The 26,137-nt window shown below is 57.1% G+C and carries 19 protein-coding genes and 2 pseudogenes; 12 read left to right on the forward strand and 9 right to left on the reverse strand.

Annotated elements, in window-relative coordinates:
* Window positions 1–7: 7 nt before the first annotated feature.
* Window positions 8–1,462, forward strand: a complete 1,455-nt coding sequence (gene thiI / locus BLT55_RS23270) for a tRNA uracil 4-sulfurtransferase ThiI (RefSeq protein ID WP_055000943.1) — start codon at window positions 8–10, stop codon at window positions 1,460–1,462.
* Window positions 1,463–1,604: 142 nt separating this feature from the next.
* On the forward strand, window positions 1,605–3,425 hold the full coding sequence (gene typA / locus BLT55_RS23275; RefSeq protein ID WP_055000939.1) for a translational GTPase TypA: 1,821 nt from the start codon (window positions 1,605–1,607) through the stop codon (window positions 3,423–3,425).
* A 101-nt stretch (window positions 3,426–3,526) separates the two neighbouring features.
* Here typA and BLT55_RS23280 read toward each other — a convergent pair whose 3' ends face one another.
* From BLT55_RS23280 to BLT55_RS23290, 3 genes and pseudogenes are all read right to left on the reverse strand, one after another.
* The gene (locus BLT55_RS23280; RefSeq protein ID WP_054079881.1) at window positions 3,527–4,351 is read right to left on the reverse strand and encodes a DeoR/GlpR family DNA-binding transcription regulator; all 825 of its coding nucleotides are present in this window, start codon (window positions 4,349–4,351) and stop codon (window positions 3,527–3,529) included.
* Between the two features lie 123 nt (window positions 4,352–4,474).
* Window positions 4,475–5,248 carry an L-iditol 2-dehydrogenase gene (locus BLT55_RS23285; protein WP_055000940.1) on the reverse strand — a complete coding sequence of 258 codons (774 nt, stop codon included), beginning with the start codon at window positions 5,246–5,248 and terminating at the stop codon, window positions 4,475–4,477.
* A gap of 39 nt (window positions 5,249–5,287) precedes the next feature.
* Window positions 5,288–6,594 (reverse strand): annotated as a pseudogene (locus BLT55_RS23290) (ABC transporter substrate-binding protein).
* Window positions 6,595–6,874: 280 nt separating this feature from the next.
* Between BLT55_RS23290 and BLT55_RS23295 the strand changes: the two are divergent.
* Entirely contained in the window at window positions 6,875–7,774 is a 900-nt protein-coding gene (locus BLT55_RS23295; RefSeq protein ID WP_055000941.1) for an AraC family transcriptional regulator, read from the forward strand.
* A 1-nt stretch (window position 7,775) separates the two neighbouring features.
* On the opposite strand, the gene BLT55_RS23300 is transcribed toward BLT55_RS23295, so the two are convergent.
* Together BLT55_RS23300 and BLT55_RS23305 are read right to left on the reverse strand one after the other, a co-directional pair.
* Entirely contained in the window at window positions 7,776–9,032 is a 1,257-nt protein-coding gene (locus tag BLT55_RS23300; RefSeq protein ID WP_055000942.1) for a cation:proton antiporter, read from the reverse strand.
* A gap of 274 nt (window positions 9,033–9,306) precedes the next feature.
* Window positions 9,307–9,636, reverse strand: coding sequence for a DUF2790 domain-containing protein (locus tag BLT55_RS23305; protein ID WP_007252783.1), 330 nt, complete (start codon window positions 9,634–9,636; stop codon window positions 9,307–9,309).
* Between the two features lie 214 nt (window positions 9,637–9,850).
* On the opposite strand from BLT55_RS23305, the gene BLT55_RS33565 reads away from it, so the two are divergent.
* Entirely contained in the window at window positions 9,851–10,069 is a 219-nt protein-coding gene (locus tag BLT55_RS33565) for a hypothetical protein (RefSeq protein ID WP_007252784.1), read from the forward strand.
* Window positions 10,070–10,466: 397 nt separating this feature from the next.
* Here the strand turns inward: BLT55_RS33565 and BLT55_RS23315 are convergent, their stop codons facing one another.
* Entirely contained in the window at window positions 10,467–11,891 is a 1,425-nt protein-coding gene (locus tag BLT55_RS23315) for an IS1182-like element ISPsy6 family transposase (protein WP_055001182.1), read from the reverse strand.
* A 221-nt stretch (window positions 11,892–12,112) separates the two neighbouring features.
* Here BLT55_RS23315 and BLT55_RS23320 point away from each other — a divergent pair, with 221 nt between their 5' ends.
* Both BLT55_RS23320 and BLT55_RS23325 read left to right on the forward strand, forming a co-directional pair.
* Complete coding sequence (locus BLT55_RS23320; protein WP_055000787.1) at window positions 12,113–13,465, forward strand: MATE family efflux transporter; 1,353 nt, start codon at window positions 12,113–12,115, stop codon at window positions 13,463–13,465.
* A gap of 105 nt (window positions 13,466–13,570) precedes the next feature.
* Window positions 13,571–14,758: a phenylacetate--CoA ligase family protein gene (locus tag BLT55_RS23325; protein WP_055000788.1), complete on the forward strand. Its 1,188-nt coding sequence runs from the start codon at window positions 13,571–13,573 to the stop codon at window positions 14,756–14,758.
* Window positions 14,759–14,868: 110 nt separating this feature from the next.
* Here the strand turns inward: BLT55_RS23325 and BLT55_RS23330 are convergent, their stop codons facing one another.
* Window positions 14,869–15,411, reverse strand: coding sequence for a helix-turn-helix domain-containing protein (locus tag BLT55_RS23330; RefSeq protein ID WP_055000789.1), 543 nt, complete (start codon window positions 15,409–15,411; stop codon window positions 14,869–14,871).
* Between the two features lie 151 nt (window positions 15,412–15,562).
* Here BLT55_RS23330 and BLT55_RS23335 point away from each other — a divergent pair, with 151 nt between their 5' ends.
* The 6 genes from BLT55_RS23335 (at window position 15,563) to BLT55_RS23360 (ending at window position 21,452) form a co-directional block, all read left to right on the forward strand.
* Window positions 15,563–16,345, forward strand: a complete 783-nt coding sequence (locus BLT55_RS23335; protein ID WP_055000790.1) for an aldolase — start codon at window positions 15,563–15,565, stop codon at window positions 16,343–16,345.
* A 31-nt stretch (window positions 16,346–16,376) separates the two neighbouring features.
* Window positions 16,377–17,264 (forward strand): dihydrodipicolinate synthase family protein, encoded by an 888-nt coding sequence (locus BLT55_RS23340; RefSeq protein WP_055000791.1) that lies wholly within the window; start codon window positions 16,377–16,379, stop codon window positions 17,262–17,264.
* Window positions 17,265–17,531: 267 nt separating this feature from the next.
* Entirely contained in the window at window positions 17,532–18,443 is a 912-nt protein-coding gene (locus BLT55_RS23345; protein ID WP_223862826.1) for a diiron oxygenase, read from the forward strand.
* 2 nt (window positions 18,444–18,445) lie between these two features.
* Window positions 18,446–19,225 carry a TSUP family transporter gene (locus BLT55_RS23350; protein WP_055000793.1) on the forward strand — a complete coding sequence of 260 codons (780 nt, stop codon included), beginning with the start codon at window positions 18,446–18,448 and terminating at the stop codon, window positions 19,223–19,225.
* A 3-nt stretch (window positions 19,226–19,228) separates the two neighbouring features.
* The gene (locus BLT55_RS23355; RefSeq protein WP_244159010.1) at window positions 19,229–20,314 is read left to right on the forward strand and encodes a 2Fe-2S iron-sulfur cluster-binding protein; all 1,086 of its coding nucleotides are present in this window, start codon (window positions 19,229–19,231) and stop codon (window positions 20,312–20,314) included.
* Between the two features lie 34 nt (window positions 20,315–20,348).
* Window positions 20,349–21,452, forward strand: a complete 1,104-nt coding sequence (locus BLT55_RS23360) for an IS5-like element ISPsy19 family transposase (protein WP_004663854.1) — start codon at window positions 20,349–20,351, stop codon at window positions 21,450–21,452.
* Between the two features lie 176 nt (window positions 21,453–21,628).
* Here BLT55_RS23360 and BLT55_RS23365 read toward each other — a convergent pair.
* Window positions 21,629–24,781 (reverse strand): annotated as a pseudogene (locus BLT55_RS23365) (CusA/CzcA family heavy metal efflux RND transporter).
* A gap of 24 nt (window positions 24,782–24,805) precedes the next feature.
* Entirely contained in the window at window positions 24,806–26,074 is a 1,269-nt protein-coding gene (locus BLT55_RS23370; protein ID WP_054998543.1) for an efflux RND transporter periplasmic adaptor subunit, read from the reverse strand.
* Window positions 26,075–26,137: the final 63 nt, after the last annotated feature.

The raw sequence follows: 26,137 nt of genomic DNA on the forward strand, positions 1-26,137 counted from the left end.
CGTTTCCATGAAACTAATCGTTAAAGTTTTCCCAGAAATCACCATCAAGAGCCCGCCGGTTCGCAAGAAGTTCATCCGGCAGTTGGGCAAGAACATTCGTACCGTGCTCCGGGAACTGGACGCGGACATTGTCGTGGGTGGTGTATGGGACAATCTTGAGGTCGAGACCCGCCAGACCGACCCCAAAGTGCTGCAGGGCATCAGGGATCGGTTGAGCTGCATGCCGGGCATCGCCAACTTTCTGCAAGTGGCCGAGTACCCGCTGGGTGACCTGGACGACATCGTTGCCAAGTGCAAACTGCACTATGCCGACCTGCTGCCGGGCAAGATGTTTTCGGTGCGTTGCAAGCGCGCCGGTCGCCACGATTTCAGCTCCATGGATGTCGAGAAATACGTCGGCAGCAAGCTGCGCATGCAATGCGGCGCGGCCGGAATCGAGCTGAAAAAGCCCGATCTGGTGGTGCGGATGGAAATTCGCGACCAACGGTTGTTTGTGGTTCACGACCAGCATAAGGGCATGGGCGGCTACCCGCTGGGTGCGCTGGAGCAGACTCTGGTATTGATGTCCGGCGGTTTCGATTCGACCGTTGCGGCCTACCAGATCATGCGCCGCGGCCTGATGGCGCACTTCTGTTTCTTCAATCTGGGCGGCCGAGCCCATGAGCTGGGCGTGATGGAAGTCGCGCATTTCATCTGGAAGAAGTACGGCAGTTCGCAGCGCGTGCTGTTCGTCAGCGTACCGTTCGAGGAAGTTCTCGGAGAAATTCTGCAGAAAGTCGATAACAGTCATATGGGTGTAGTTTTGAAGCGTATGATGTTACGCGCTGCATCCGCGGTGGCTGATCGTCTCGAAATCGACGTGCTGGTCACTGGCGAAGCGATTTCACAGGTTGCCAGCCAGACGCTGCCGAACCTGTCGCTGATCGACGCGGCGACTGACAAGCTGGTGTTGCGACCGCTGGTTGCAACCCACAAGCAGGACATCGTGGACCTGGCGACTGAAATCGGCACCGCCGATTTTGCCCGGCACATGCCTGAGTATTGCGGGGTGATTTCGGTCAACCCCAAGACCAACGCCAAGCGTAATCGCGTTGAGTACGAAGAGAAGCAGTTCGACATGGCGATTCTCGAGCAAGCGCTCGAACGCGCCAGGCTGGTTTCGATCGATCGGGTGATCGACGATCTGAGCCGCAATGTCGACATTGAAGAAGTCAGCCAGGCGCTGGCCGGCCAGGTCATCATCGACATCCGTCACCCGGATGCCCAGGAAGACCAGCCGTTGCAAGTGCCCGGCGTGGAGATACAGACGTTGCCGTTCTACGCATTGAATAGCCGCTTCAAGGCACTGGATGACACGCGCCAGTACCTGCTGTATTGCGACAAAGGCGTCATGAGTCGCCTGCATGCTCACCATTTGCTCAGTGAGGGGCATGCCAATGTGCGCGTTTATCGACCGAGCTAAGTGCCCGGGGCTGTTTGCCTGTGGCTTGCGTCACCGGCCCCCCGACACCAGTCGTCATGCCGTAACGGCTTTTGCCGACTCGAAATAGTAATCGCTGTCCTTAAACAGTCAGCAGACCGAATCCTCTGATCGAGATACACAAGTGATCGAAAATCTACGTAACATCGCCATCATTGCTCACGTTGACCATGGTAAGACCACCCTGGTAGACAAACTCCTGCGTCAATCCGGCACTCTGGAGCGCGGCGAGCTCAACGATGAGCGCGTGATGGACTCCAACGACCAGGAAAAAGAGCGCGGTATTACCATTCTCGCGAAGAACACCGCGATCAACTGGAATGGCTACCACATCAACATCGTGGACACCCCGGGCCACGCCGACTTCGGTGGTGAAGTAGAGCGCGTGATGTCGATGGTCGACTCCGTACTGCTGCTGGTCGATGCCCAGGACGGCCCTATGCCGCAAACCCGTTTCGTGACCAAGAAGGCTTTCGAAGCCGGCCTGCGTCCAATCGTGGTCATCAACAAGGTTGACCGTCCAGGCGCGCGTCCGGACTGGGTTCTGGACCAGATCTTCGACCTGTTCGACAACCTGGGTGCCACCGAAGAGCAGCTGGACTTCAAGGTCGTCTACGCCTCGGCCCTGAACGGCATTGCCGGTCTGGAACACACCGACATGGCTGAAGACATGACCCCGCTGTACCAGGCGATTGTCGATCACGTCCCTGCTCCGCAGGTTGACCGTGACGGTCCGTTCCAGATGCAGATCTCGGCACTGGACTACAACAGCTTCCTGGGCGTCATCGGTGTTGGCCGTATCGCGCGTGGTCGCGTCAAGCCGAACACGCCAGTGGTTGCCATCGACGTCAACGGCAAGAAGCGTAACGGCCGTATCCTGAAACTGATGGGTCACCACGGTCTGCATCGCATCGACGTTGAAGAAGCAGCTGCCGGCGACATCGTCTGCATCAGCGGCTTCGACCAGCTGTTCATCTCCGACACCCTGTGCGACCCGCTGAACGTTGAAGCGATGAAGCCGCTGACCGTCGACGAGCCGACTGTTTCGATGACCTTCCAGGTTAACGATTCGCCGTTCTGCGGCAAGGAAGGCAAGTTCGTTACCAGCCGTAACATCAAGGAACGTCTGGACAAGGAACTGCTGTACAACGTTGCACTGCGCGTTGAAGAAGGCGACACCGCCGACAAGTTCAAAGTCTCCGGCCGTGGTGAGCTGCACCTCTCGGTACTGATCGAAACCATGCGTCGCGAAGGCTTCGAAATGGGTGTCGGTCGTCCTGAAGTGATCATCCGCATGGTTGACGGCGTCAAGCACGAACCGTACGAAAACGTCACCATCGACCTGCCTGAAGAAGCGCAGGGCGCGATCATGGAGCAAATGGGTAACCGTAAAGGCGACCTGACCAACATGGTTCCGGATGGCAAGGGCCGTGTGCGCCTTGAGTACAACATCCCGGCACGTGGCCTGATCGGTTTCCGTAACGAGTTCCTGACCCTGACTTCCGGTGCAGGCATTCTGACCAGCATCTTCGACCGTTACGACGTGATGAAGTCTGGCGACATGTCCGGCCGTCAGAACGGTGTTCTGGTTTCGGTTGCGACCGGCAAGGCGCTGACCTACTCCCTGGAAACACTGCAAGCCCGTGGCAAGCTGTTCCTGGGTCATGGCGAAGACGTGTACGAAGGTCAGATCGTCGGCATCAACAGCCGCGACAACGACCTGGGTGTAAACCCGACTAAAGGCAAGAAGCTCGACAACATGCGTGCTTCCGGTAAAGACGAAACCATCGCTCTGGTTCCGCCTATCCGTTTCACTCTGGAACAAGCGCTGGAATTCGTACAAGAAGACGAACTCTGCGAAGTGACGCCAAAGTCGATCCGCCTGCGTAAGAAAATCCTTGGCGAAAGCGAACGTACTCGCGCTGCCAAGAAGTCGGGCAACTGAGTCATCAGTTAGTCGGCTAGACACAAAAAACCCGGTCGCGAGACCGGGTTTTTTTACGCCTGCATTTTGTGGCCGCTGGCAGTGGCCAGCTGGGTGGCAAGCTACTTCGAACGGCCGCCCACAGGCGCCAGCAGCAACTCGATGCGCTGCTTGCGGATGCCGTCGGCGGCGGCTTCGGCCAGCGCTGCGTCGGTGATGATGGTGTCGAATTGATCCAGCCCGGCCACCTTGTACATGCCGAAGGTGCCGTATTTGGAGCTGGTAGCGATCAATACGGTCTGTGAGGCGGACTGCATCGCGGCCTGCTTGACCTCGACCTTCAGCGCCGAAGGTGTGGTGGTGCCGCGTTGCAGGTCCCACGAACTGGTCGACATGAACGCCACGTCGGTTGCCAGCTGGCGCAGGGTGGCCGCAGCCAGGCCGCCGACGCTGGAGCGGTTCGGGTGATCGAGCAGCCCACCGGTGTGAATCACGTCCACATGCGCCGCGTCGGCCAGTGCGTTGACCACGCCGAAATCATTGGTCACCACGGTCATGCCGGACAGCGCAATTATGTGCGGCACGATTTCCAGCGTGCTGGTGCCTGCGTCCAGATAAATCGTCATGTCCGGGTGCAGCAAACCGGCTGCCAGGCGCGCCATGCCTTGCTTGTGCGGCAGCTCGACCACCGCTTTCGATTGATGGCTGGGCTCGCTGTGCACCTGGCTGGCGATGCGTACACCACCGGTCACCGAGTAGGCCCGGCCTTCCTGCTCCAGTACGGCGATGTCGCGGCGGATGGTCATGTGCGAGCAGTCGAACATCTCCATCAACTGATGAACGCTGAGCACTTGATGCTTGCGCAACTGACGCAGCATCAGCTCTCGGCGCTGATCGGGAATCATAGGTGTACCGCCAGAAATGGCGATCTCCTCTTCAGTGGACATTCGTGCTCCTTGATGGGCCGCGCAAGACAGCAGGCGGTCCGCGCATCTTAGCCAATCGCCTCGGCAATGGAAGTAGCGCCTGGCCTTTTTGCGTGCTCCGGCTCATCTTGCAGCAATCAATGTTCAGCTCATCCAGTTGCCACCATCGACGTTATAGGTCTGCGCCACCACGTATTCGCTGTCGCTGGAGGCCAGGAAAATCGCCATGCCGGTCAGGTCATCCGCCGTGCCCATGCGCCCGTACGGCACCTGTTCGCCCACCAGCTTTTTCTTCTCGCCCAGCGGCCGGTTTTCATAACGGGCGAACATTGCATCGACGCCGTCCCAGTGCTCGCCATCGACCACGCCCGGTGCGATGGCATTCACATTGATGCCGTGCCGGATGAGGTCCAGGCCGGCCGATTGCGTCAGGCTGATCACCGCAGCTTTGGTCGCGCAATACACCGCCACCAGCGCTTCGCCCCGGCGTCCCGCCTGGCTGGCCATGTTGATGATCTTGCCGACGTGGCCTTGGGCAATCATCTGCCTCGCCGCCGCTTGCAAGGTGAACAGCGTGCCCGCGACATTGATCGAAAACAGCCGCTCGTAGCTGTCGCGGGTGATATCGACAATAGGTGCCAGGTCGAACAGCGCAGCGTTGTTGATCAGGATATCCAGCTTGCCGGTCTGCGTTACGACTGCTGCGATGGCCTGATCGATGGACGCTTGATCCGTGACGTCCATTCTTACGGCGTAGGTGTTCGGGCCCAGTTCCGATGCTGTGGCTTGCGCGCGCTGCAGATTGATGTCGGCAATGGCCACGCGGGCCCCTTCGCGAATATAGGTCTGGGCGAAAGACCGCCCGATGCCCCGCGCTGATCCGGTGATCAGCGCACTTTTACCTTCAAGTCGTTTCATGGGGTGTCGTCCGTCCAATACAATTGAGGGCTGCCGGGTTCATTTCGGATAACCGGCACGTTTCATCTCGCGTTCGGTGACAGCCTGTGCGGCAGCGAGCGCCTGTTCAGTGCTGGTCTGCCCGGTCACGGCGGCGGAGAACAGCTTGCCGACCGACGTACCGATGGCCTGAAACTCGGGAATGGTCACGTACTGGATGCCGACGTAAGGCACCGGCTTGGCCGAAGGCTGCGCGGGATCGGCATGTTGCATCATCTGCAAGGTGACGCTGGCGAACGGCGCGGCCTTGAGGTAAGCCTCGCTGTAGGTAGACGTGCGGGTGCCAGGTGGTACGTGAGTGATGCCATCCGTCTTGGCGACCAGATCGATATAGTCCTTGGACGTTGCCCAGGTGATGAACGCTTTGGCGGCCTCCTTGTGCTTCGAGGTGGTCGCGACCAGGCGTAAAGCCATGACGAGCCCTTGTCGGTCACTTCAACCGGCGCAGGCGCGAAGCCGACGCTGTCGACCACTTTGCTTTGTTCCTTGTCGGTAGTGAAGGAACCGGCCACGCTGGCGTCCACCCACAGCGCGCATTTACCGCTGTTGAACAGCGCGAGGGTTTCGTTGAAACCGTTGCTCGACACGCCCGGCGGGCCGTAGTTTTTGAGCGTATTGACGTAGAAATTCGCGGCGTTGGTCCATTCCGGGCTGGTCAGCTCGGGTTTCCATTGCTCATCGAACCAGCGCGCGCCGAACGCGTTGGCGATGGTGCTGAGCAGCGCGATGTTCTCACCCCAACCGGCCTTGCCGCGCAGGCACATGCCGTAAATACCCTTGTAAGGCTGATGCAGCTTTGCCGCGAACTCGCCCAACTGTGTCCAGGTCGGACGCTCGGGCATGCTCAAGCCGGCCTGCTTGAACAGATCGGTGCGGTAGTACGTGATCGTGCTTTCGCCATAAAAGGGCAGGGCGTAGAGGGTGTCTTTGACCGACAGGCCCTGACGCACCGAGGGAAAGATGTCTTCCAGGTCGTATTCCGGCGCAAGACCGGTGATCGGCTCCAGCCATTTTTTCGTGCCCCACAATGGTGTTTCATACGTGCCGATGGTCAACACGTCGAACTGGCCACCTTGGGTGGCAATGTCGGTGGTCAGGCGCTGGCGCAAAACGTTTTCTTCCAGCACCACCCAGTTGAGCTTGATGTCGGGATGTTGCTGTTCAAAGATTTTCGACAGGCGCTGCATGCGGATCATGTCACCGTTGTTCACCGTGGCAATGGTGACGGTGTCGGCGGCCTGACCGGACAGGCTGACAAGAGCGACGGACACGCCTGCGGACAGGATAAGCGCTTTGCGGATCTTCATCGTAGTGCTCTCCACTCCGCGCCATGCGGGCGGGAGCTATTGTTTTTGTTGTTGACCATGGCTGAGCGGCCTTGGTGGACGTCCCGATTACAGCAGTCTGTGCAGCGCCTAACAAACGCAGCAGAAACACCGCGCTGATACTTTTTTAACCGGGCGGCGTCCGGTGGTCTGAAAGCAAAAAAGTATCAGTGTCGATTTGCGCACGAGCTAGCCCTGGCCGAGCGCAAGGGCGTATGTTGAAGCGTCCATAGCGCATTCATAACGATAAAAGGGGCATCCAGTGCCTGACAGTCGAGCGGCCTTGTTCGAGCAGCGTCCCGCCGAGCTCGAGGTCATCCTTCCACAGCCCGACCACTGCTTTCGCTGGTATGAGCACGACTATCCCTACGCATTGGCGCGCAGGAACCACCATCCTGAATTCGAAATTCATCTGATTCGCCGAGGCAGTGGCAAGCTGGTAGCTGGCGATTACATCGGTGAGTTCGCGGCCGGTCATGTGGCGTTGATCGGTCCGGATCTGCCGCATGACTGGATCGGCGATCTGGCCCTCGGCGAGTACTTGGCCGGGCGGGATGTGGTGTTGCAGTTCGATGGTGCAGCGCTGCTGGCGTTACGCAATACATTGCCGGAGATGGGCGACTTGCAGCGGCTGTTCGAGCAGGCACGTCGCGGGCTGGAGTTCACGGGCGAGACAGCGGTGCACGCCGCCCGCCTGCTGGAAGCAATCGGCCCGGCGCAAGGGCTGGAGCGGCTGATTCTGTTCCTGCAACTGGTCAATACGCTGATGAAAGCGCCTGCGCAGGAAGCTCGGCTGCTGGCCAGTGCCTGGTATGCACCGACCCTCGATGCACGCAGCGCTGAGCGGATCAACAAGGCGTTCGATTATCTGCTCACGGAATTGACCAGCGATATTCGCCTGTCGGTGATTGCCCGACAGCTGGACATGAGCGATCCGGGGTTTTCACGCTTCTTCAAACGCACCACCGGTCATTGCTTCATCGACCTGATGCGCAAGTTACGGATTCAGCGCGCGTGCCGGTTGCTGCTGCACAGCGAGATGTCAGTGTCAGACATCTGCTTTGAAGTCGGTTACGCCAACCTGTCCAACTCCAACCGGCACTTTCGCGTGGAGATGCAGCAGACGCCCACCGAGTATCGGCGCGCCGCTGCAACCACCTGAATCAGTGCGGGTCGTCCTTGGCCTGCGGAGCGCGGGTGACGGCATTCACCAGCTTGCCGATGGTCAGGCCCTGCAAGAGGATCGACAGCAACACCACGATGTAGGTGATGCTCAGCAGCAGATCGCGTTCCGGGCCGGTGGGCAAGGCCAGCGCCAGTGCTACCGAGACGCCGCGGCGCAAGCCGCCCCAGGTCAGAATGCGGATCGTGCCGTGCGGCACCTTGCGCCAGCGACGCAGCAGCAGGATGGCCGGGGCCACGGTGACGAAGCGCGACAGCAGAATCGCCACGGCCAGCAGACTGGCGGCAATCAAGTGCTGCCACGAGAACGGCAGCAGCAACAGCTCCATGCCGATCAGCGCGAACAGCAACGCGTTGAGCATGTCATCCAGCAACTCCCAGAAGCCGTCCATGTAACGACGGGTCATGTCGTTCATGGCCAGATTGCGCCCCAGGTTACCGATGATCAGCCCGGCCACGACCATCGCAATAGGACCGGAAACGTGCAGTTCAGAAGCCATCGCCGAACCGCCGATCACCAGTGCCAGAGTCAGCATGACTTCGATCTGATATTGCTCGATGCTCTTGATCATCAGGTACACGGCGTAGCCGATCAGGCCGCCGAACAGCACGCCGCCGACCGCTTCGTGGACAAACAGCAGCGCGGTTTCGCCGACCGTGGGCGTCTCGCCCAGTTGCGCAATGCCCAGCAACACGGTGAACACCACGACCGCCGTGCCGTCATTGAACAGCGACTCACCGACGATGGTGGTCTTCAGAGGCTTGGACGCATTGGCGGTCCGCAGCACGCCGAGCACCGCAATCGGGTCGGTGGGCGAGATCAGCGCGCCGAACAGCAGGCAGTACAGCGGGCTGACGTGCCAGCCGAACAAGGCAAAAATCCAGTACGCCAGCGCGCCAATGACGGTGGTTGCAATCAGCACACCAAACGTTGCCAGCAGGCCGATGGGCCAGCGGTAGTTCCTCAGGTCGCCAAGGTTGACGTGCAACGCGCCTGCGAACAGCAGGAAGGACAGCATCCAGTTCATCAGCAGGTCGCCGAAATCGATTTGGCCGATCAATTGCTGGACGCGATCTTCCAGGCCGGGATAGCCCAGGAAGCTCAGGCCTTGCAGCAGCAACGAGAACATCAGCGCGGTCACCATCACACCGATGGTGGGAGGCAGACCGATAAAACGATAGTTCACGTAGGTCAGCAGTGCAGTGAGGCAGATAAAACCAGCAGCGAGTTCAAGCATCGGTCATTCCAAATCCGTAATTGCAGTTTCTCGATCACCGTAACCGAGCCTGTGTTTGATGGACCGGAGGGGCATGCAGACACATGGCGATACGACACAGCAGGGTCTGCGTTGACCACGCAAAGCCGGTGATGTTGCAAATAAGGCGGGAATAAGCGGTGAGGCGGGTTTCAGAGGGTGTGTTCAGCGGGCGAGAACGCAAAAAATCAGCCCGGAGGATGGTCCGGGCTGATGGGGGATTTAACGCTGGGTGGCCTCCCTGGCAGGTTCAGAATCATTGGCTGTTTCTGCACCCGCCGAGGACCTGATATTGCACGGTGTTCAGCTTGCCTTTAGAGTCCTCGTAGGTCATCAGCTTGGGCATCACCGCACACGATTGCAGGTCCGGGGACTTGCGAATGACTTTGGCGACGTCGAGCTTCATTCCGTATTTGTACTCCTTGATCTCAGGCATCGGCTTGTTATGGATAGCGGCGTATTTCTGTACGCTGGCCTGGTGTTCCTTGATGACCGTTGTCGCCCTGACTTCATCAGTCGTGTAAGCGAAAGCACTCAAGGGCGAAAGGATAACCAGGGCAAGCAACATCGATTTGGCAGTGCGCATTTCTTTTGTCTCCGTTTGAAGGTGACTTGAATCTACCAAGTGCACGCTAACCAGAAAGTGGCTGAAACATTACAAATCAGCAATCTTCCAGATGTCAGTTTTCTAACAGTATTGTCATTGTCTGCTCACCTTCCTGTTAGTTGCCCGGGCGTAAGCTTGTTTCATCCCTGACGAGCAACGAGCTTCTCAGGCACTCCTTTTCAACCAAGAGGTAATGATGATGAAACTGATCAAGTCGATGGTCTTCGCCGTAGCTGCCTTGTCCGCCACTGCAGCCTTCGCCGACGACGGTAACGAGTACGCAAGCATAGCCGCTGACAAGATGCGCCTGGCACAAGAGCTGCGCTTCAAGGAGCAGAACAGCCAGAAGGCCGAGCGGTACGTCAACTCAGACGACAAGAAGGCCGAGCAGACAACCAAGTCTGAAGGCTGATGCCTTTGATGCGCCACTCGCGGCACCCCATTCGCCCTTTGGCAGCTCCCAGCTCCTTTGGTCGGGGCGAATCTTTAAGCGTCCTTCGGGACGCTTTTTTTTATTCCCGCAAATGTCCACGTAGCTATTGCTCACCCACGCTCCAGCGTGAGGAGCGATAATCCCAACTATCGTGCGACGCTCTGCGTCGCATGCCGTTCTGGACGCTCCGCGTCCGATCTTGAATAGGCGCCCGACGCAGATTTGTGACGCTGAGCGTCACCACGCTATTGCGACAGCATCAGTCAAAGCGTCCTTCGCAGACTGTGTGAAAACACACTGATGAAGGCCCAAGCAAACGCCCCGACTTGTTCGGGGCGTTTTTTTTGTATTGGCAGCAGACGAAAAAAATGTCCGCTCAGCCCATCAAAGCCATCAGATGGCGCACACCGAGCACTTTAATCGCTCGTTTCAGGTTATAGGCATTCACCGCCAAGGCCATTTCAGCTTTTGTACCCTCCAGTTGTCGCAGCAAGAAACGGCCATTACCAAATAGCCATTGCTTGAGGTTGCCGAAGGGGTGCTCAACGATGGATCTTCGGTTGGCCATCATCTCAGGATGCGCCTGCATTCTTTGCTCCATCCGCTCGAAAGCCTCTTCATGGGCATGTCGTGAGACATAACGGCGCCGGGCTCGAGTGCATTGCGTTTTCAGCGCGCAGTTGGCGCAGTCATCGACCTCAGCCTGATAGATCCGATCACCTTTGTTGTGCTGTTTTAGCGTTAACCATTTGCCTGCCGGACACTGGAAACGATCGTGTCCGGTCTCATAGATAAAGTCTTTTCGCTCAAAGAGCTGCTCTTCCTGACTGCCAGGGTTTTTCGAACGATTGGGCGGTACATAGGCCGTAATCGAAGCATCCTCGCAGGCCTGAAACTGCTTGCCATTGGAGTAGCCGGCATCGGCAGTGACCGTCAGATCATCTTGCTGTAACTCTGCTTTGGCGGCCTTGGCCATCGGCTCCAGTTGCTTTCGGTCATCGCCATCTTGGGTGACCTCATGATGCAAAATCAGGCAATGCTCGGCGTCCACGACGGTTTGCACGTTGTAGGCCACACGTGGCCCTTTGGCCGTGCGCATCATTCGGGCATCGCTTTCATGGGTGTTGAACTGCTCGATGCCCATCGAACGCATCAGTGCCTGGCAACTCTGATTATCCTGTTGTCGAGCCTCAAGCTGTGCCAGGGCTACCTTGATTGCGCTGCGATCAATTGAATCTGTGGTTTCAGCCTTGTCGGCCTCATCCAGCTCGGCCAGATACTGAGCGATGCGCTTATCCAGTTTTTCTTCCTGGCGCTTGAGCTGCTTCAAATTCACATGACGCCGTGAGGATGCGACCGCCTGAAACTTGCTGCCGTCGATGGCCACCAACTCACCGGCGATCAAGCCTGCCGTGCGACAAAACCGAACGAAAGCACGGCAGGTCGCGATGAAGGCGGGTTTATTGTTCTTGCGAAAATCGGCGATGGTCTTGAAGTCGGGCTTGAGCCGGTTGATCAGCCACATCACTTCGATGTTGCGCTGACACTCGGCTTCAAGACGTCGCGATGAGCGAATCCGCTGAAAATAGCCGTAGAGGTAGAGTTTTAGCTGATCGGCGGGATCATAAGCAGGGCGCCCCGTGCTTTTTGGAATCGCTTTATCGAAGCCCAGTTGCACCAGATCGAGCCTGGCAACGTACAGGTCAATGACACGAACGAGGTGATCCTCGGGGATCAACTCTTCCAGCGAGACCGGGAATAGGCTGGTCTGGCTGCGGGACTCACCTTGGATGTAGGCCATAACGAAAAATGCTCTGTATCTTTCGATACGGAGCATTTTCTTTGAGCGCTGCGCAGATTGCTAGGTTTTCACACAGTCTGTTCGGGGCGCTTTTTCGTAGTGCGATGGCCAGGTTCGCGCGCGTTCTGGAACTGCAATGGTGTTTGGGTCACTCAGTGAGCGCTCAAGAGCGGGGTTGATGCACTGCCGTTGCTCATCGCTCAACTGGAAGAGAAGGGTCAATGGCGGTTACCAAAGCAGTCTTCACCGAGGGCTCGGTGTTGCGGCATGTCGTGTTCATGACCGGCACCAGTGCGACCAGCCTGTTATCGATCTTTCTGATCGAAGTGCTGACGGTGGTCTACATCGCGATGCTGCGTGACGACAGTTTGCTGGCCGCCTTCGCGGTGGCCAAAACCCTGATGTTTTTCCTCATCTCGATGATTCTCGGCATCGCCGTGGCTGTCTCCACCGCCGTGTCGAGAAGCCTGGGCAGCGGCGTACCGGATCAAGCCAGACGACTCGCCAGCAGTGGCTTACTGCTGGGCATCATCGCCGCCGTATGTGGCGCTGCGCTTGAGCTGATAGTGCTTGATCCAGCCATCCGTATGCTGGGCGGCGAGGGCGATAGTTTCACCGCGGCGCGTGAGTATCTGTGGCTGACCCTTCCAGCCTCGGTGCTGGTAGCCGTCGAACTGTTATGCGTGCAGATCCTGCGCAGCGCAGGTTTCGGTAAACAGGCGATGTGCATACTGCTGATCTCGACTGCCGCCGTCGCCATTGCGGATCCGCTGCTTATCGTCGTGTTCGATCTGGGCCTGGTCGGTGCCGGGATCGCCTACTTGATATCGAGCCTGGTGTCGGCATTTCTGGGTTTTTATTACGTCCATCGAGTGGCCCGTCTGACCTGTCAAGTCAGCCTGACGTACCTGTCAGGGGACATCATTGACATCGGCCGAACAGCCATACCTGCGGTCGTCGGAAATTTGGCGACGCCGGTGGGCATGGCCTATGTAATGGCCGCAATGGCGCCGTTCGGATCCCAGGCGCTGGCGGCTATCGGAGCGATCGATCGGGTCATTCAAGTTGCGTTTTGCGTGGTGTTCGCCCTGCCCGGTGCGCTGATCCCGATACTGGGGCAAAACCTCGGCGCCATGAACACCGCCCGTGTTTCGCAAGCCGTAAAAACGACCTACGGGCTGTTGATCTGCTACGGGGCAGCCACGTCGCTGCTGCTGATTCTGTTGGCTGAGCCTTTGGCCAGACTTTTCTATGTTTCTGGCGAAGGACTAGCGGTTTTCTCCGCGTTCTGCCGGTGGGGCGGCCTTTTCTGGACCTTGATCGGGCTCCAGTTCATTGCCACATCCATCTTCATCAGCGTCGGTCGACCAGTTTATGTCACGCTGTTCGGCTGGCTGCGTGCCAGCTTGGGCACGGTGCCGTTCGTGTGGTATGGCGCGCAAGCCTTCGGCAGTGTCGGGGTAATGCTCGGACAATTGTTGGGCAATACCATAGTGGCGTTTTGTGCCTGCTGGCTGGCGTATCGGGTCATGAAAAAAGTGTTGAGCAGTGAGGTTATTGGAATAAGGAACTGATCTCACCATTGGTGCAACTCATAGCCCACGTTCCGCCCGTCAGTCACGGCTGAGGGGTGGGTAATTCGTACAGATAATCAAAAAAATGGACTATAGAGAACTCGCATGACTGCCTACGACGTAGAAAAAGAATGGAGCAGAATTTCCAACACAGCCGCTAAAACCCACCAGAACAACGATTTTGAAGGATTCACCTACCAAGATTTCAGAACACATGTACCGATCATGGACAAGGAAGGCTTCGCAGCGCAGACCGAACGCTGTCTGGAGCGCAACGAGCGAAACTGCCTGATCGGCTTTACCAGTGGCACCAGCGGCAATCTCAAGCGCTGTTATTACTACTACGACTGCGAAGTCGACGAAGACAGTTCACGCTCTAACGTCTTTCGCAGCAACGGCTTCATTCAGCCCGGTGATCGCTGTGCCAATCTGTTCACCATTAACCTGTTTTCTGCGCTGAATAACATAACCACCATGATGGCCGGTAATTGCGGTGCTCATGTCGTGTCGGTGGGGGACATCACGCTGCTGACCAAGAGCCATTTCGAAGCTCTCAACTCGATCAAGCTCAACGTACTGCTCGGCGTGCCATCGACCATCCTGCAGTTCATCGATGCCATGCAGCGGCACGGTGTGCATATCGACATCGAAAAGGTCGTCTTCAATGGCGAGGGCCTGAAAACCTTCCAGAAGAAAATAATCAGGGAAGCCTTCGGCGAGCAGATCTCCATCGTTGGCGTTTATGGCAGCTCCGAGGGCGGAATCCTGGGCTTCACCAACAGCCCGTGCCACACCGAATACGAGTTTCTGTCCAACAAATACTTCATTGAGAAAGAAGGCGACAGCATCCTCATCACCTCGCTGACTCGTGAGAACTTCACCCCACTGCTCAGGTATCGCCTCGGTGACACTGCGACGCTTTCAATGAAAGACGACAAGCTCTACCTGACGGATATCCAGAGGGAGGACATGAGCTTCAACTTCATGGGCAACCTCATCGGCCTGGGCATCATCCAGCAGGCGATCAAACAGACACTGGGCCGCTCCTTGGAAATTCAGGTCCATCTGTCAGTGACCGAAGAGCGCAAAGAGCTGGTGACCGTTTTCGTTCAGGCCTCCGAAGTCGACGAAAATGAACGCGCCAGAATCGAAACAGCCATCGCTGACATTCCGGATATCAACGAGGCGTATCAGAAAGATCAGGGCAGCGTAGTGGTTCTGCGCAAAGATGCCAGAGACTATGCCGTCTCGGAGCGAGGCAAAATGCTTTACATCATTGATCGCAGGCATTGAACGGCTGATCTGAGCGAGTGAACATGCTGCGCCGACGTGGTCTTTGGGCCGTGCTGGCGCAGTTTTGGGGTGGAGGAGGGCCTTGGTAAAAACCCCGGATGATGCTCGATTCACTTTTCATCATGATGGATAACGACCAGCAACTGCGCCTGCTTCTCCCCGACTGAACGGATCCGATGCGGTTTTTGTGCATTGAAATGCAACGCATCGCCGCAATGGAGGATCACTCGCTCATTCATGAAGTCCACCTCGACTTCACCCTCGTGGACAAACAAAAACTCCTCACCCAGGTGCTCTTTGAATGCCGAATCGCCGAAGGTCGCGGGAGGGAAAATGATGAAGGGCAACAGGGTAAGGTCTGCGACTCGGTAGGCCAATACAGCATACTCGGCCTTGTGACTGTCAGACGACAGTGATTGGCGCTGGTTGCTTCTGACCAGGCTGTAGCTGGCTTGCGAGGGCGTTCCTTCAGTAAAAAGCTCTTCGACACTCACGTTGAAGGCCGCCGCGAGCTTTAAAGCTGCTGCAATCGACGGCGTGTTCAACCCTCTCTCCACTTTAGACAGGTAGCTCTTGGTGATGCCCGTTTTTTCGGCAAGTACCTCAAGGGTCATCCCCAGCCGTTTTCTTAATATTTTCAGTCGGATAGACATCAATCATTTCCGTAAAGAGAAAAATTCCACTTGATCGTGACACAAAGTGTCATATATTGTCTCTTGTGTCATATGTATTCTACCCGGTCACCACTCGTGCTGCTGGTGGCACCGTCGGCGGCGTACTTCAGGATGGCTTCTAAGGACGGACATGGCCAAGACATTAGCATTACCAAAGGATCAGCTTGTCAAGCAGGCGCTTGCAGAGATGCAAAGCAACCTCGCTGACAATACGTGGACCGAGCGGCAGAAGCTGGCATTGGCGTGCCGGATTCTTTACGAAAACGGTCACGATTCTGGCCTCTCGGGGCAGATTACGACCCGTGGGCCAGAGCCTGGGACGTACTACACCCAACAGTTGGGTCTGGGCTTCGACGAAATAACCGCAGGCAATCTGCTTCTGGTCAATGAGGATCTTGAAGTCCTTGAAGGTTATGGGATGCCTAACCCCGCCAACCGTTTCCACAGTTGGGTATATCGCACGCGTACCGATGTGAAATGCATAATCCATACCCATCCGATCCATATCGCGGCACTCTCAATGCTCGAACGGCCTCTGGTCGTGTCACACATGGATATGTGTCCGCTTTACGACGATTGCGCGTTTCTGGAACACTGGCCCGGTATACCGGTAGGCAATGAGGAAGGGGAACTCATCACCCGCGCGCTCGGCGAGAAGCGTGCGATTTTGCTGGCCCATCACGGCCAGTTGTCTACAGGAAGAACAATTGAGGAAGCCTGCGTTATCGCACTGCTGATCGAGCGCGCCGCCAAGCTGCAATTGCTGTCCAGCGCAGCAGGCGACATCAAGCCCATCCAGCCGGGATTAGGTCAGGAGGCTCACGATTGGATTTCCAGGCCCAAGCGTCACAGCGCAGCGTTTAATTACTATGCGCGGCAAATACTGCGTCGACATGCCGGCTGCCTGAGCTGAACCAATCCGTTTGCTTTACTGGAGATACATCATGGCTACCCCTTCCATAAATGGAATCATCGGTTACACCATTACCCCCTTTACCTCGAGTGGAGAGGGGGTTGAGCTCGATGCGCTTGGCCGCTCGATTGATCGCCTGATCAGCGGCGGCGTCCATGCAATTGCACCATTGGGCAGCACCGGCGAGGGTGCTTACCTGAGTGACAGGGAATGGGAGCAAGTCACTGAATTCAGTATTTCTCATGTGGCCAAACGCGTGCCTGTCATCGTCAGCGTTTCGGACTTGACCAGTGCGAACGCTGTACGCCGGGCGCGCTTTGCCGAAGCGAGTGGCGCGGATGCCGTCATGGTGCTCCCAGTGTCATATTGGAAGCTGAGCGAGCAAGAAATCCTGCAGCACTATCAACGTATTGGTGACGCCATAAGTTTGCCAATCATGCTGTATAACAACCCGGCTGTCAGCGGTACCGACATGTCTGTGGAGCTTATTCTGCGGATTTTCAATACCGTCGAAAATGTCACTATGGTCAAAGAGAGCACGGGTGATATTCAACGGATGCACAAATTGCACCTTCTCGGAGAAGGCCGGGTGCCATTTTATAATGGCTGCAATCCGCTGGCGCTGGAAGCGTTCGCAGCGGGTGCTGTAGGCTGGTGCACTGCGGCACCCAACCTGATAGCCGACTTGAATGGAGCGCTTTATCGGGCGATTCTCGATAATGAGTTAGATCGCGCCCGCGAGCTATTTTACAAACAGCTGCCATTGCTGGACTTCATACTCAAAGGCGGATTGCCCGCGACCATCAAGGCGGGCCTTCGTATGACCGGGCTGGAGGTCGGCGATCCGCGGCTGCCGGTGTCGGCATTAAGTGAAGATGCCTGTCTTGAATTACGCGGCTTACTGGCTCAACTGCGATAAGACACGTTTATCCATTCGATGATCCACCGCCCGTATCGATCCTGGTGTCATTACGTTGATGGACGAATACATCAGGCCGTGGTGAGTGCTTTCATCATGACAAGCATAACGGCTTGAACCCGATTAGAACCGTTGAATTTTGCTTGCAGCGTCTGCGAGCACGATAGACCTTCAGAACTCCCGAAGAACTAATGGGCCGCATGATTATGTGGCGCCATGGGTTTGCGTGGACTGATATTTAATACAGATCGAAAACAGGAAGTAACCGTGACGTCGCTTAATCAGAGCTTTTGCGAAAATAATCATGTGGGCGCTATGCTCAAGAAATTATCCGGTCTGTGGGTAAACAGGGCTGCCGTCAACAACCCTCCCTTGAGTTATTCCGCGTTGGCGTTTGACCGTAACAAAGATGACTGCAGCGAATCGCTTCTGCCTTTCAAAGACCATGAAGTGTGGCTCGCAGCCCCCGCTCATGTTCGATCCAGATGCCTGTCCTATGCGTGGATCATTTACAACATGAAAACCATCTATATCGAATGCGATATAGTGACGCCGGTGTGTGAAGACCTGATCAAGTCCCCGCCCTCAGGTTCAAGCAACAGGGAGATTATTCAGGAGGCAATGGCCGAAGCACTGCTGGATGAGGCCCTGCATACGAAGATGTCACTGTCCGCCTGCAACTACATCTATAAAATGCGCGGCATCGACTACTTTGATTTCACCGATTTCAATCTGGTGAAATGGCAGCGGGATATTTTGTCATCCTGCACAGCGTCATGGGAGCGACGACTCACTCGATTCGGAATTGCCTGCGCCAGCGAAACATTAATAACGGACTATCTGAAAACCATGTCGGAAGACACCTCTATCCAGCGTATCTGTCATGAGGTCACCAGCGCTCACGCGATGGACGAATGGAGTCACTCAAGCGTGTTCAGTCTGGTCGCCACCGACATCGTTCAGGGGTTGGGCCGCAAAGAACGAGACTACCTTCGCGCGATTATTACCAAAACGGTGAGCATGTTTGCCGACAATGAGCTTGGCGCATGGGAGAAAGCATTCTCGATGGCGGGGCTGCAGAATTACAAGGAACTGCTGCACGATACACAATCGAAGAATGGAATCAGTATTTATACGGGTTCTGTTGAGTCGTTGATCGATCGTATAGGGTTGAACTGATCATGGATGCTTTATATTTTCAGGAAGTGGTCGGGGTTTCTGTCTACGTTGTTCTTTTTCTTATAGCCGGCGCGACGGTTGCCGGCTTTGTAGATTCGATCTGCGGTGGCGGCGGTCTGATATCCGTGCCCGTGTTGCTGCTTGCCGGCTTTACACCTGCCCAAGCCATCGCCGCCAACAAACTTCAGGGAACATTGGGAGGGCTGGCCTCAACCCACTACTATTTAAACAAGAAAATAATTGAATGGGCCGTGCTGAAAAAAATGACCCTTGGCTCCCTCCTGGGCGGGACGCTGGGCACGTTGATGGTCTATTTTGTGGGCAATAGTTTCATGGAGACCGCGCTGCCCATCATGTTGGTGGCCATGGCCTTCTATTTTGCGTTCTCTCCTAAAGTCAGTGATGTCGGCGGCAAGGCAGTCATGCCTATATCAATGCTGGGCGCGTCTGTCATCCCGTGCATCGGGCTGTATGACGGCTTCTTTGGCCCGGGAGCCGGCACGTTTTACTTGATGGCATTGGTGTCGCTGGGAGGGATGGCCATGACTCACGCGGTTGCCTACTCCAGAGTGCTGAACTTGTTCAGTAACGCGATATCGCTGCTGATTTTTATCATGCTCGGAAAAATGGTCTGGGTCGCCGGTTTTGCCATGTCGATAGGCGAGGTGGCGGGTGTTTACCTGGGCTCACACCTGGTCAGGAAGAACGGCACCAGACTCGTAAAACCGTTAGTCGTTATGGCCTGCGTCGGCATGGCCATAAAATCCATTTACAGCTGGTGATGTATGCAAAACAGGAGTTTTCTACGTTGCGAGAGCGTCACTCAAGATACTGCCTGGGTCAGAACATTTTCTTTGCGCGTGCTCGCCAAAGAAATGGCTGAGCAATGTGACATGGGTAGATATCTGATCTTGGAACTGCCTGATCGAGAGGGCGTCATTCAGCAGCGTAATTATTCGATAGTCGGCAGGCCTGAGGCAGATCTGGTCGAGATCGCCGTCAAGGACACCGGCAGGTCAGGCATATCAAGTCAGCTTCATTCAACGGTGGCTGTCGATTCATTGCTACTCTCTGCGGGCGTTGGAGGCCTTATCACGGTAGACAGCCTGGCGGGTGTGCAAAGGGTCGCCATGTTCGCAGGGGGCATTGGCATAACGTTGCCCATGGCGCTCATACGCCAACTGGACAGGCGGGCCAGGAATAAAATAGCGACACCGACTGTTCAACTGTTTATATCGGTGCCCTCACTCGCAGAGCTCCCTTATCTGGATGAGCTTTTGGCGATGTCTCTTTCGAACGCATGGCTCGACGTAAGAATCTTTTTGACGCAAGAAAAGTTTGTCAGCGACTCCAGGCTTTTTACCTCAGGCAGACCGCTGCGAGCTGATTACACGGAACTGGGTACTCCGGAGATTGCCGTGATTTGTGGAAGCCTGGGTTTTGTATCGGAAAACCGTGATGTGCTGAGTCACCTGTTCCCGGAAACAAAACTGCTGATCGAGAATTTCACCCAGGTCTCTGACCAGCCGAGGAATTCTGCGACGAGTGAAGCGGCCTGTAGCGTCACTGTCTACGCAACCGATCAACAGCATCAAGTTGCCACGGACGTTGCTCTGCTCGGCGAGCTGGATCGTTGTAATCTGAAGATCAAGAGTCAGTGTAAGTCCGGTATTTGTGGCAGTTGCAGGGTGAGACTGAGAAGTGGCTCGGTACGAAGTGATGGCGATTTTGCGTTGACCCCTAGGGAAGGTCTGAAAAAGCCTTTTCTTCAAAAGTCGAAGCCAGTAAATACAGGCGCTCCAGCCCGGTTCCTCTCCAAAAAAATGGGCTTTTTCAGAGGATACCTAGAGGGTGTAGACAAAATAAATTAAACTTTCACTCCCTTGTCTGAATAGCCCTCAAGCCATGCCTAAAACCGGACGTCCTCGCTCGATTGCCGCCGAGCACTATCCCGTGCTGGTGAAACTCGCTCATGCACAGCCCTATTCCAGCCAGGCCGAATTGGCGCTCGTATTCTTCGCCGAAACCGGTATCACTGCGCATCCCGACACCTTTGCAAAAGCGTTGAAAATGGCAGGGATTACGCGTGTAAAGCAGCGGGCCAAGGGAAGTTTTCAGTCACCTGAACCTAATAAAGCCTATGGCTACAATGAAACCCACCGCCGCCAACTGCCGGAGCAGCTATATCCGAGTTGCTTGACAGATACCGAGTGGGCACTGGTCGCCGACCTGTTTGAAAGCCAGGGCGGACGAGGAGTGCCACCGCTTCACTCTCGGCGCACGTTGCTGGAAGCCTGTTGCTATGTCGTACGCACGGGGTGCTCATGGCGAATGCTACCCCGCGATTTTCCTCATTGGGACAATGTCTACAAAACGTTCCGCCGGTGGAGCGCTCAAGGCAAGTTCGAGCAAATGCATGATCGCTTGCGAGCTCAATGGCGTGAGCGGGAAGAACGCGCTGACAGCCCGTCAGCAGCGATCCTGGATTCACAGTCGACCCGCAGTTCTCCTCAAGGCGGTGACAGCGGCTACGACGCAGGCAAAAAAGTGAAGGGGCGTAAACGAAGTCTGATTGTCGATACATTGGGCCTGCTGCTGGCTGTCAGTATCAGTGCTGCAAGCGTGCAGGATCGTGACGCGGCGGATGATGCGGTGGCGTACTCGAAGGAAAAATATCCGTCACTGAGCACGCTTTTTGTTGATAGTGCGTACGCAGGAAAATGGGCACAGCGCACCCATCAACTGCACGCTATCGATGTTCAAGTGATCCGTGGCCCGAATAACAGAAGAACAGGGCAATGGCACTCTGAACAAGGCGATCTATTTTCCGTGGAGCCTGTTCAGACTGGATTTGTGGTCATGCCCAAGCGATGGGTAGTGGAGCGAACTCATGCCTGGAATGAGAGAGCTCGGCGACTGATCATGCATCATGATCGCCTTTTTGCGGTAAGCGAGGCATGGGTTTGGTTGGCCGAGGCTCGAATACTCGCGCGCCGACTCACTACATGATTTTGTCTACACCCTCCTAGAGAGCGGGAAAAAGGATATATCCTTGCCTGTTGTTCTTACCCGACGAGTGAGAGCATCTGCATCGAACTGTAGTCACCACTGTTTGGCGGATTCAACGTGTTGTCGAAATAAGCAGAAAGCGCCCCGCGGGGCGCTTTTTTGTTCTGGCGAGGACGTTACTTCTGCTTTTCTGGCTCCTCCTCCCGCCGATGCGCCCACTGATACAGCGCAGGCAACACCAGCAACGTCAGCGCTGTAGACGACAAAATCCCGCCGATCACCACTGTCGCCAACGGTCGTTGCACTTCGGCGCCGGCGCCGGTGCCGGTGGCGAGGGCCATCGGGATGAAGCCCAGCGAGGCGACCAGCGCGGTCATCAGCACCGGGCGCAGGCGGGTGAGGGCGCCTTCGGTGATGGCGTCGTGCAATGAGCGACCCTCCTCGCGCAGGCTGCGGATGAAGGAAATCATCACCAGGCCGTTCAGCACCGCGACCCCCGACAGGGCGATGAAGCCCACGCCTGCGGAGATCGACAGGGGAATGTCGCGTAGCCACAGGGCCATGACGCCGCCGGTCAACGCGAACGGGATACCGGTGAACACCAGCAGGCCGTCTTTCAGGTTGTTGAACATCAGGAACAGCAGCGCGAGGACCAGCAGCAACGCCGCCGGCACCACGATTTGCAGGCGTTTCGCTGCGGATTGCAGTTGCTCGAACTGCCCGCCCCAGTTGGTCCAGTAGCCTGCCGGGATCTGCACGCCGTTGTCGATGGTGGTGCCCGCTTCTTCAACAAACGAGCCAAGGTCACGACCGCGCACGTTGGCGCTGACGATCACCACGCGCTTGCCGTTCTCGCGGCTGATCTGGTTCGGCCCGAGCACCAGATCGAGGCTGGCGACCTGGGACAGCGAGATGAAGCTGATCTGCTGGCTGCCCGCATTTGCAGGTACTGGGATGAGCAGGCTGGAAAGCCCGTCCACGTCAGTGCGCAGTTGCTCGGACAGGCGCACCACCATGTCGAAGCGCCGATCACCTTCATACAGCGTGCCCGCCTGACGACCGCCCAGCGCAATGGCGATGGCGTCCTGCACGTCGGCCACATTGAGGCCGTAACGTGCGGCCTTGTCGCGATCGATATTGATGGTCAGCACCGGCAGGCCGGTGGTCTGCTCGACTTTGACCTCGGATGCGCCCGGCACTTTTTGCAGCGTGGCGGCGATCTTCGCGGCGGTCTGGTTCAGCACGTTCATGTCGTCGCCGAACACCTTCACCGCGACGTCACTGCGCACCCCCGAAACCAGTTCGTTGAAGCGCAACTGGATCGGCTGAGACAGCTCATAGTTGCTGCCTGGCACGCTGGCGGCGGCTTTTTGCAGGTCAGCGATCAGGGTTTCGCGAGACTTGTCCGGGTCAGGCCATTCGCTTTGCGGTTTGAGCATTACGTAGCTGTCGGAAATGTTGGGCGGCATCGGGTCCGCGGCGATCTCGGCGGTGCCGGTACGGGCGAAGACGCGCTGCACTTCCGGCACTTTTTCGATGATGGCTTTTTCCAGGCGCTGCTGCATGTCCACCGATTGAGTCAGGCTGGTGCCCGGCACCCGCAACGCCTGCAAGGCAAAGTCGCCTTCGCTCAGGCTTGGAATGAACTCGCTGCCCATGCGGCTGGCGGTAAATCCGGACAAGACGATCACCACGAACGCCATGCTGAAAGCGATGGCGCGATGGCCCAGCACTCAGCTCAGAATCGGCGCGTAGCGCTGGCGAGCGGTGCGCATCACCAGGCCTTCTTCCTCCTTGACCTTGCCGGTAACGAACATCGCGATGGCGGCAGGTACGAAGGTGACCGAGAGGATCATCGCGCCGAGCAGGGCGATCACTACCGTGAAGGCCATCGGGTGGAACATTTTGCCTTCCACACCGGTGAGGGCAAAGATCGGCAGGTACACGACCATAATGATCAACTGGCCGAAAATAAGCGGTCGACGGGCTTCGCGGGCAGCGGCGAACACCTCGTGGAAACGCTCTGAACGGGTCAACAGGCGGCCGTACTTCTGCTGGGCATGCGCCAGCCTGCGAATGGCGTTTTCGACGATCACCACCGCGCCGTCGACAATGATGCCGAAGTCCAGCGCGCCCAGGCTCATCAGGTTGGCGCTGACCTTGTTGGTGAACATGCCGGTGAAGGTGAAGAGCATGGCCAGCGGAATCACCATCGCGGTAATTAACGCTGCGCGGATGTTGCCGAGGAACAGAAACAGAATCACGATGACCAGAATCGCGCCTTCGATCAGGTTCTTTTTCACCGTCGCGATGGCTTTTTCGACCAGATTGGTGCGGTCATAAACGGTTACCGCTTCGACGCCTTCAGGCAGCGTGCGGTTGATGTCGGCGAGTTTGGCGGCCACCGCTTGCGATACCGTCCGGCTGTTTTCACCGATCAGCATGAACACCGTGCCGAGCACCACTTCCCGGCCATTTTCAGTCGCGGCGCCGGAGCGCATTTCCTTGCCGATGCCGACCTCGGCCACGCTGCTGATTCTGATCGGCGTGCCCTGCACGTTGGCGATGACGATGTTGGCGATGTCGTCCACCGTGCCGAGCTGGCCCGGTGCGCGGATCAACAGTTGCTCGCCGCCGCGTTCGATGTAACCCGCGCCGACGTTGGCGTTGTTGCGCTCCAGCGCGGCCACCAGATCGTTCAGCGTCAGCTTGTAGGCGGCCAGCTTTTTCGGGTCGGGGGCAATCTGATACTGCTTGGCGAAACCGCCGATGGTGTTGATCTCGGCCACGCCTGGCACGTTGCGCAATTGCGGTTTGATGATCCAGTCCTGAATCACCCGCAGATCCGTCGGCGTGTAAGGCGTGCCGTCCTCTTTCAACGCGCCGTCGCGGGCTTCGACCGTCCACAGAAAGATCTCGCCGAGGCCAGTGGAAATTGGCCCCATCATGGCGTCGACGCCTTCGGGTAGCTGATCCTTGGCGATCTGCAGGCGCTCGCCCACCAGTTGCCGGGCAAAGAACAGGTCAGTGCCGTCTTCGAAGATCACCGTGACCTGCGACAAACCCGAGCGCGACAGCGAGCGCGTCTGTTGCAGGCCGGGCAAGCCGGCCATGTTGGTTTCGATGGCGAAGGTGATGCGTTGCTCGGTCTCCAGTGGCGAGAAACCGGGCGCCGAGGTGTTGATCTGCACCTGTACGTTGGTGATGTCGGGAACGGCATCGATGGGCAGTTTCTGGTAGCTGGCAATGCCCAGCCCAGCCATGAGCAACACAGCGAGCATCACGACGATGCGCTGTTCAATCGCGAATTGAATCAACCGTTCAAACATGGGGGTGTACTCGTGTGACGCAGATCAATGGGCGTGCTCGGCGGAGCCTTTGCCCAGCTCCGACTTGAGGATAAAACTGCCAGCGGCGGCCACTTGCGTGCCGACGGCCAGCCCTTTGACGATTTCCACATGACCGCCATCGCGGCGGCCGAGCGTCACCGGCGCCAGTTGAAAACCTTCTTCGTTGCGCACGAAGACCGATGGTTTGTCTTCAATCGACTGGACCGCTGATTCAGGCAGGCTGACGGCGACGCTGGACTGTTCGGCGGCGACTTCCACCGACACAAACAGGCCCGGACGCCAGGCGCCCTGAGGGTTGGCGAGTGTTACTCGCACGGCAGCGGCGCGAGTCTGCTCGCCCAACAGGCTGCCGACATAACCGATCTTGCCATCGACTTTTGCATTCAGATCTGGTGCGCTGACGATCACCGGGGGACCGACCACGACTTTGTCCAGGTCCTTGGGCGCCACACCAAAAGTGGCCCAGACACGGGACAGGTCCGAGAGGGTGAACGCATTGCTCGCTTCGTTGACCATCTCGCCGATGCCGAGGTGTTTTTCCACGACCATTGAGTCAAACGGTGCGATCAGCTCGTAGCGATTGCCTGCCGAAGGGTTGAGGCTGGCACCGATGGCGCTGATTTTCTGCCGGGCGTTGGCGAGGTTGATATCGGCTTCCTGAAAATCCTGGCGTGCCTGCAAGTAATCCTGCTCGGCCGAGATCTTGTCTTCCCACAGCTTCTTCTCGCGTTGCAGGGTCACGCGTGCCAGCTCCTGACGTCGCTGCGCGGCGTTCAGTTCGCTGCGTTGATCCGAGATTTGCTGGCTGGCAATCACCGCCAGCACCTGACCCTTTTTCACGGCCTGGCCCAGGTCGACCTTCACCTCTTCGACCACGCCGCTGACCCGAGGCACGACGTGCGCGGTGCGGTCCTCGTCGAAGCGGATTTCGCCGGGGAAAGTCACGGTGGTGCTCATCTGCCGGGGCTCGGCGGTGGCCAGTTCGATGCCCGCCGTCTTGATCTGCTCGGCGGTCAGCTCGATATGGCCTTCCTCCTCTTCTTCGTGGGGTTGCTCTGCGGCTGCAGCGCCCGGTTTTTTCGGTTCGCTGGCGTGGTCTTCGTCGCCGTGATCCTCCTCCGCCGAATGAGCGTGCTCCTGATCGGAATGCGCTGTGTCAGAAGAGCCGGTTTCAGCGGCAAAGGGCAGCAGCTGCGGGTTCAGCGTCAGACTGCCCAGACCAATAATGGCCACCACCGCCAGTGTGATGGCAATGCTTCGTTTGTTATTCATGAAAGCTCCCGGCGATCAGGTACGTGCAGCACCTCTGGATACGCTCGATGTGGACGGAAAAAG

Origin of the sequence: Pseudomonas cannabina, from assembly GCF_900100365.1 — a bacterium.
Taxonomy (GTDB): Bacteria; Pseudomonadota; Gammaproteobacteria; order Pseudomonadales; family Pseudomonadaceae; genus Aquipseudomonas; species Aquipseudomonas cannabina.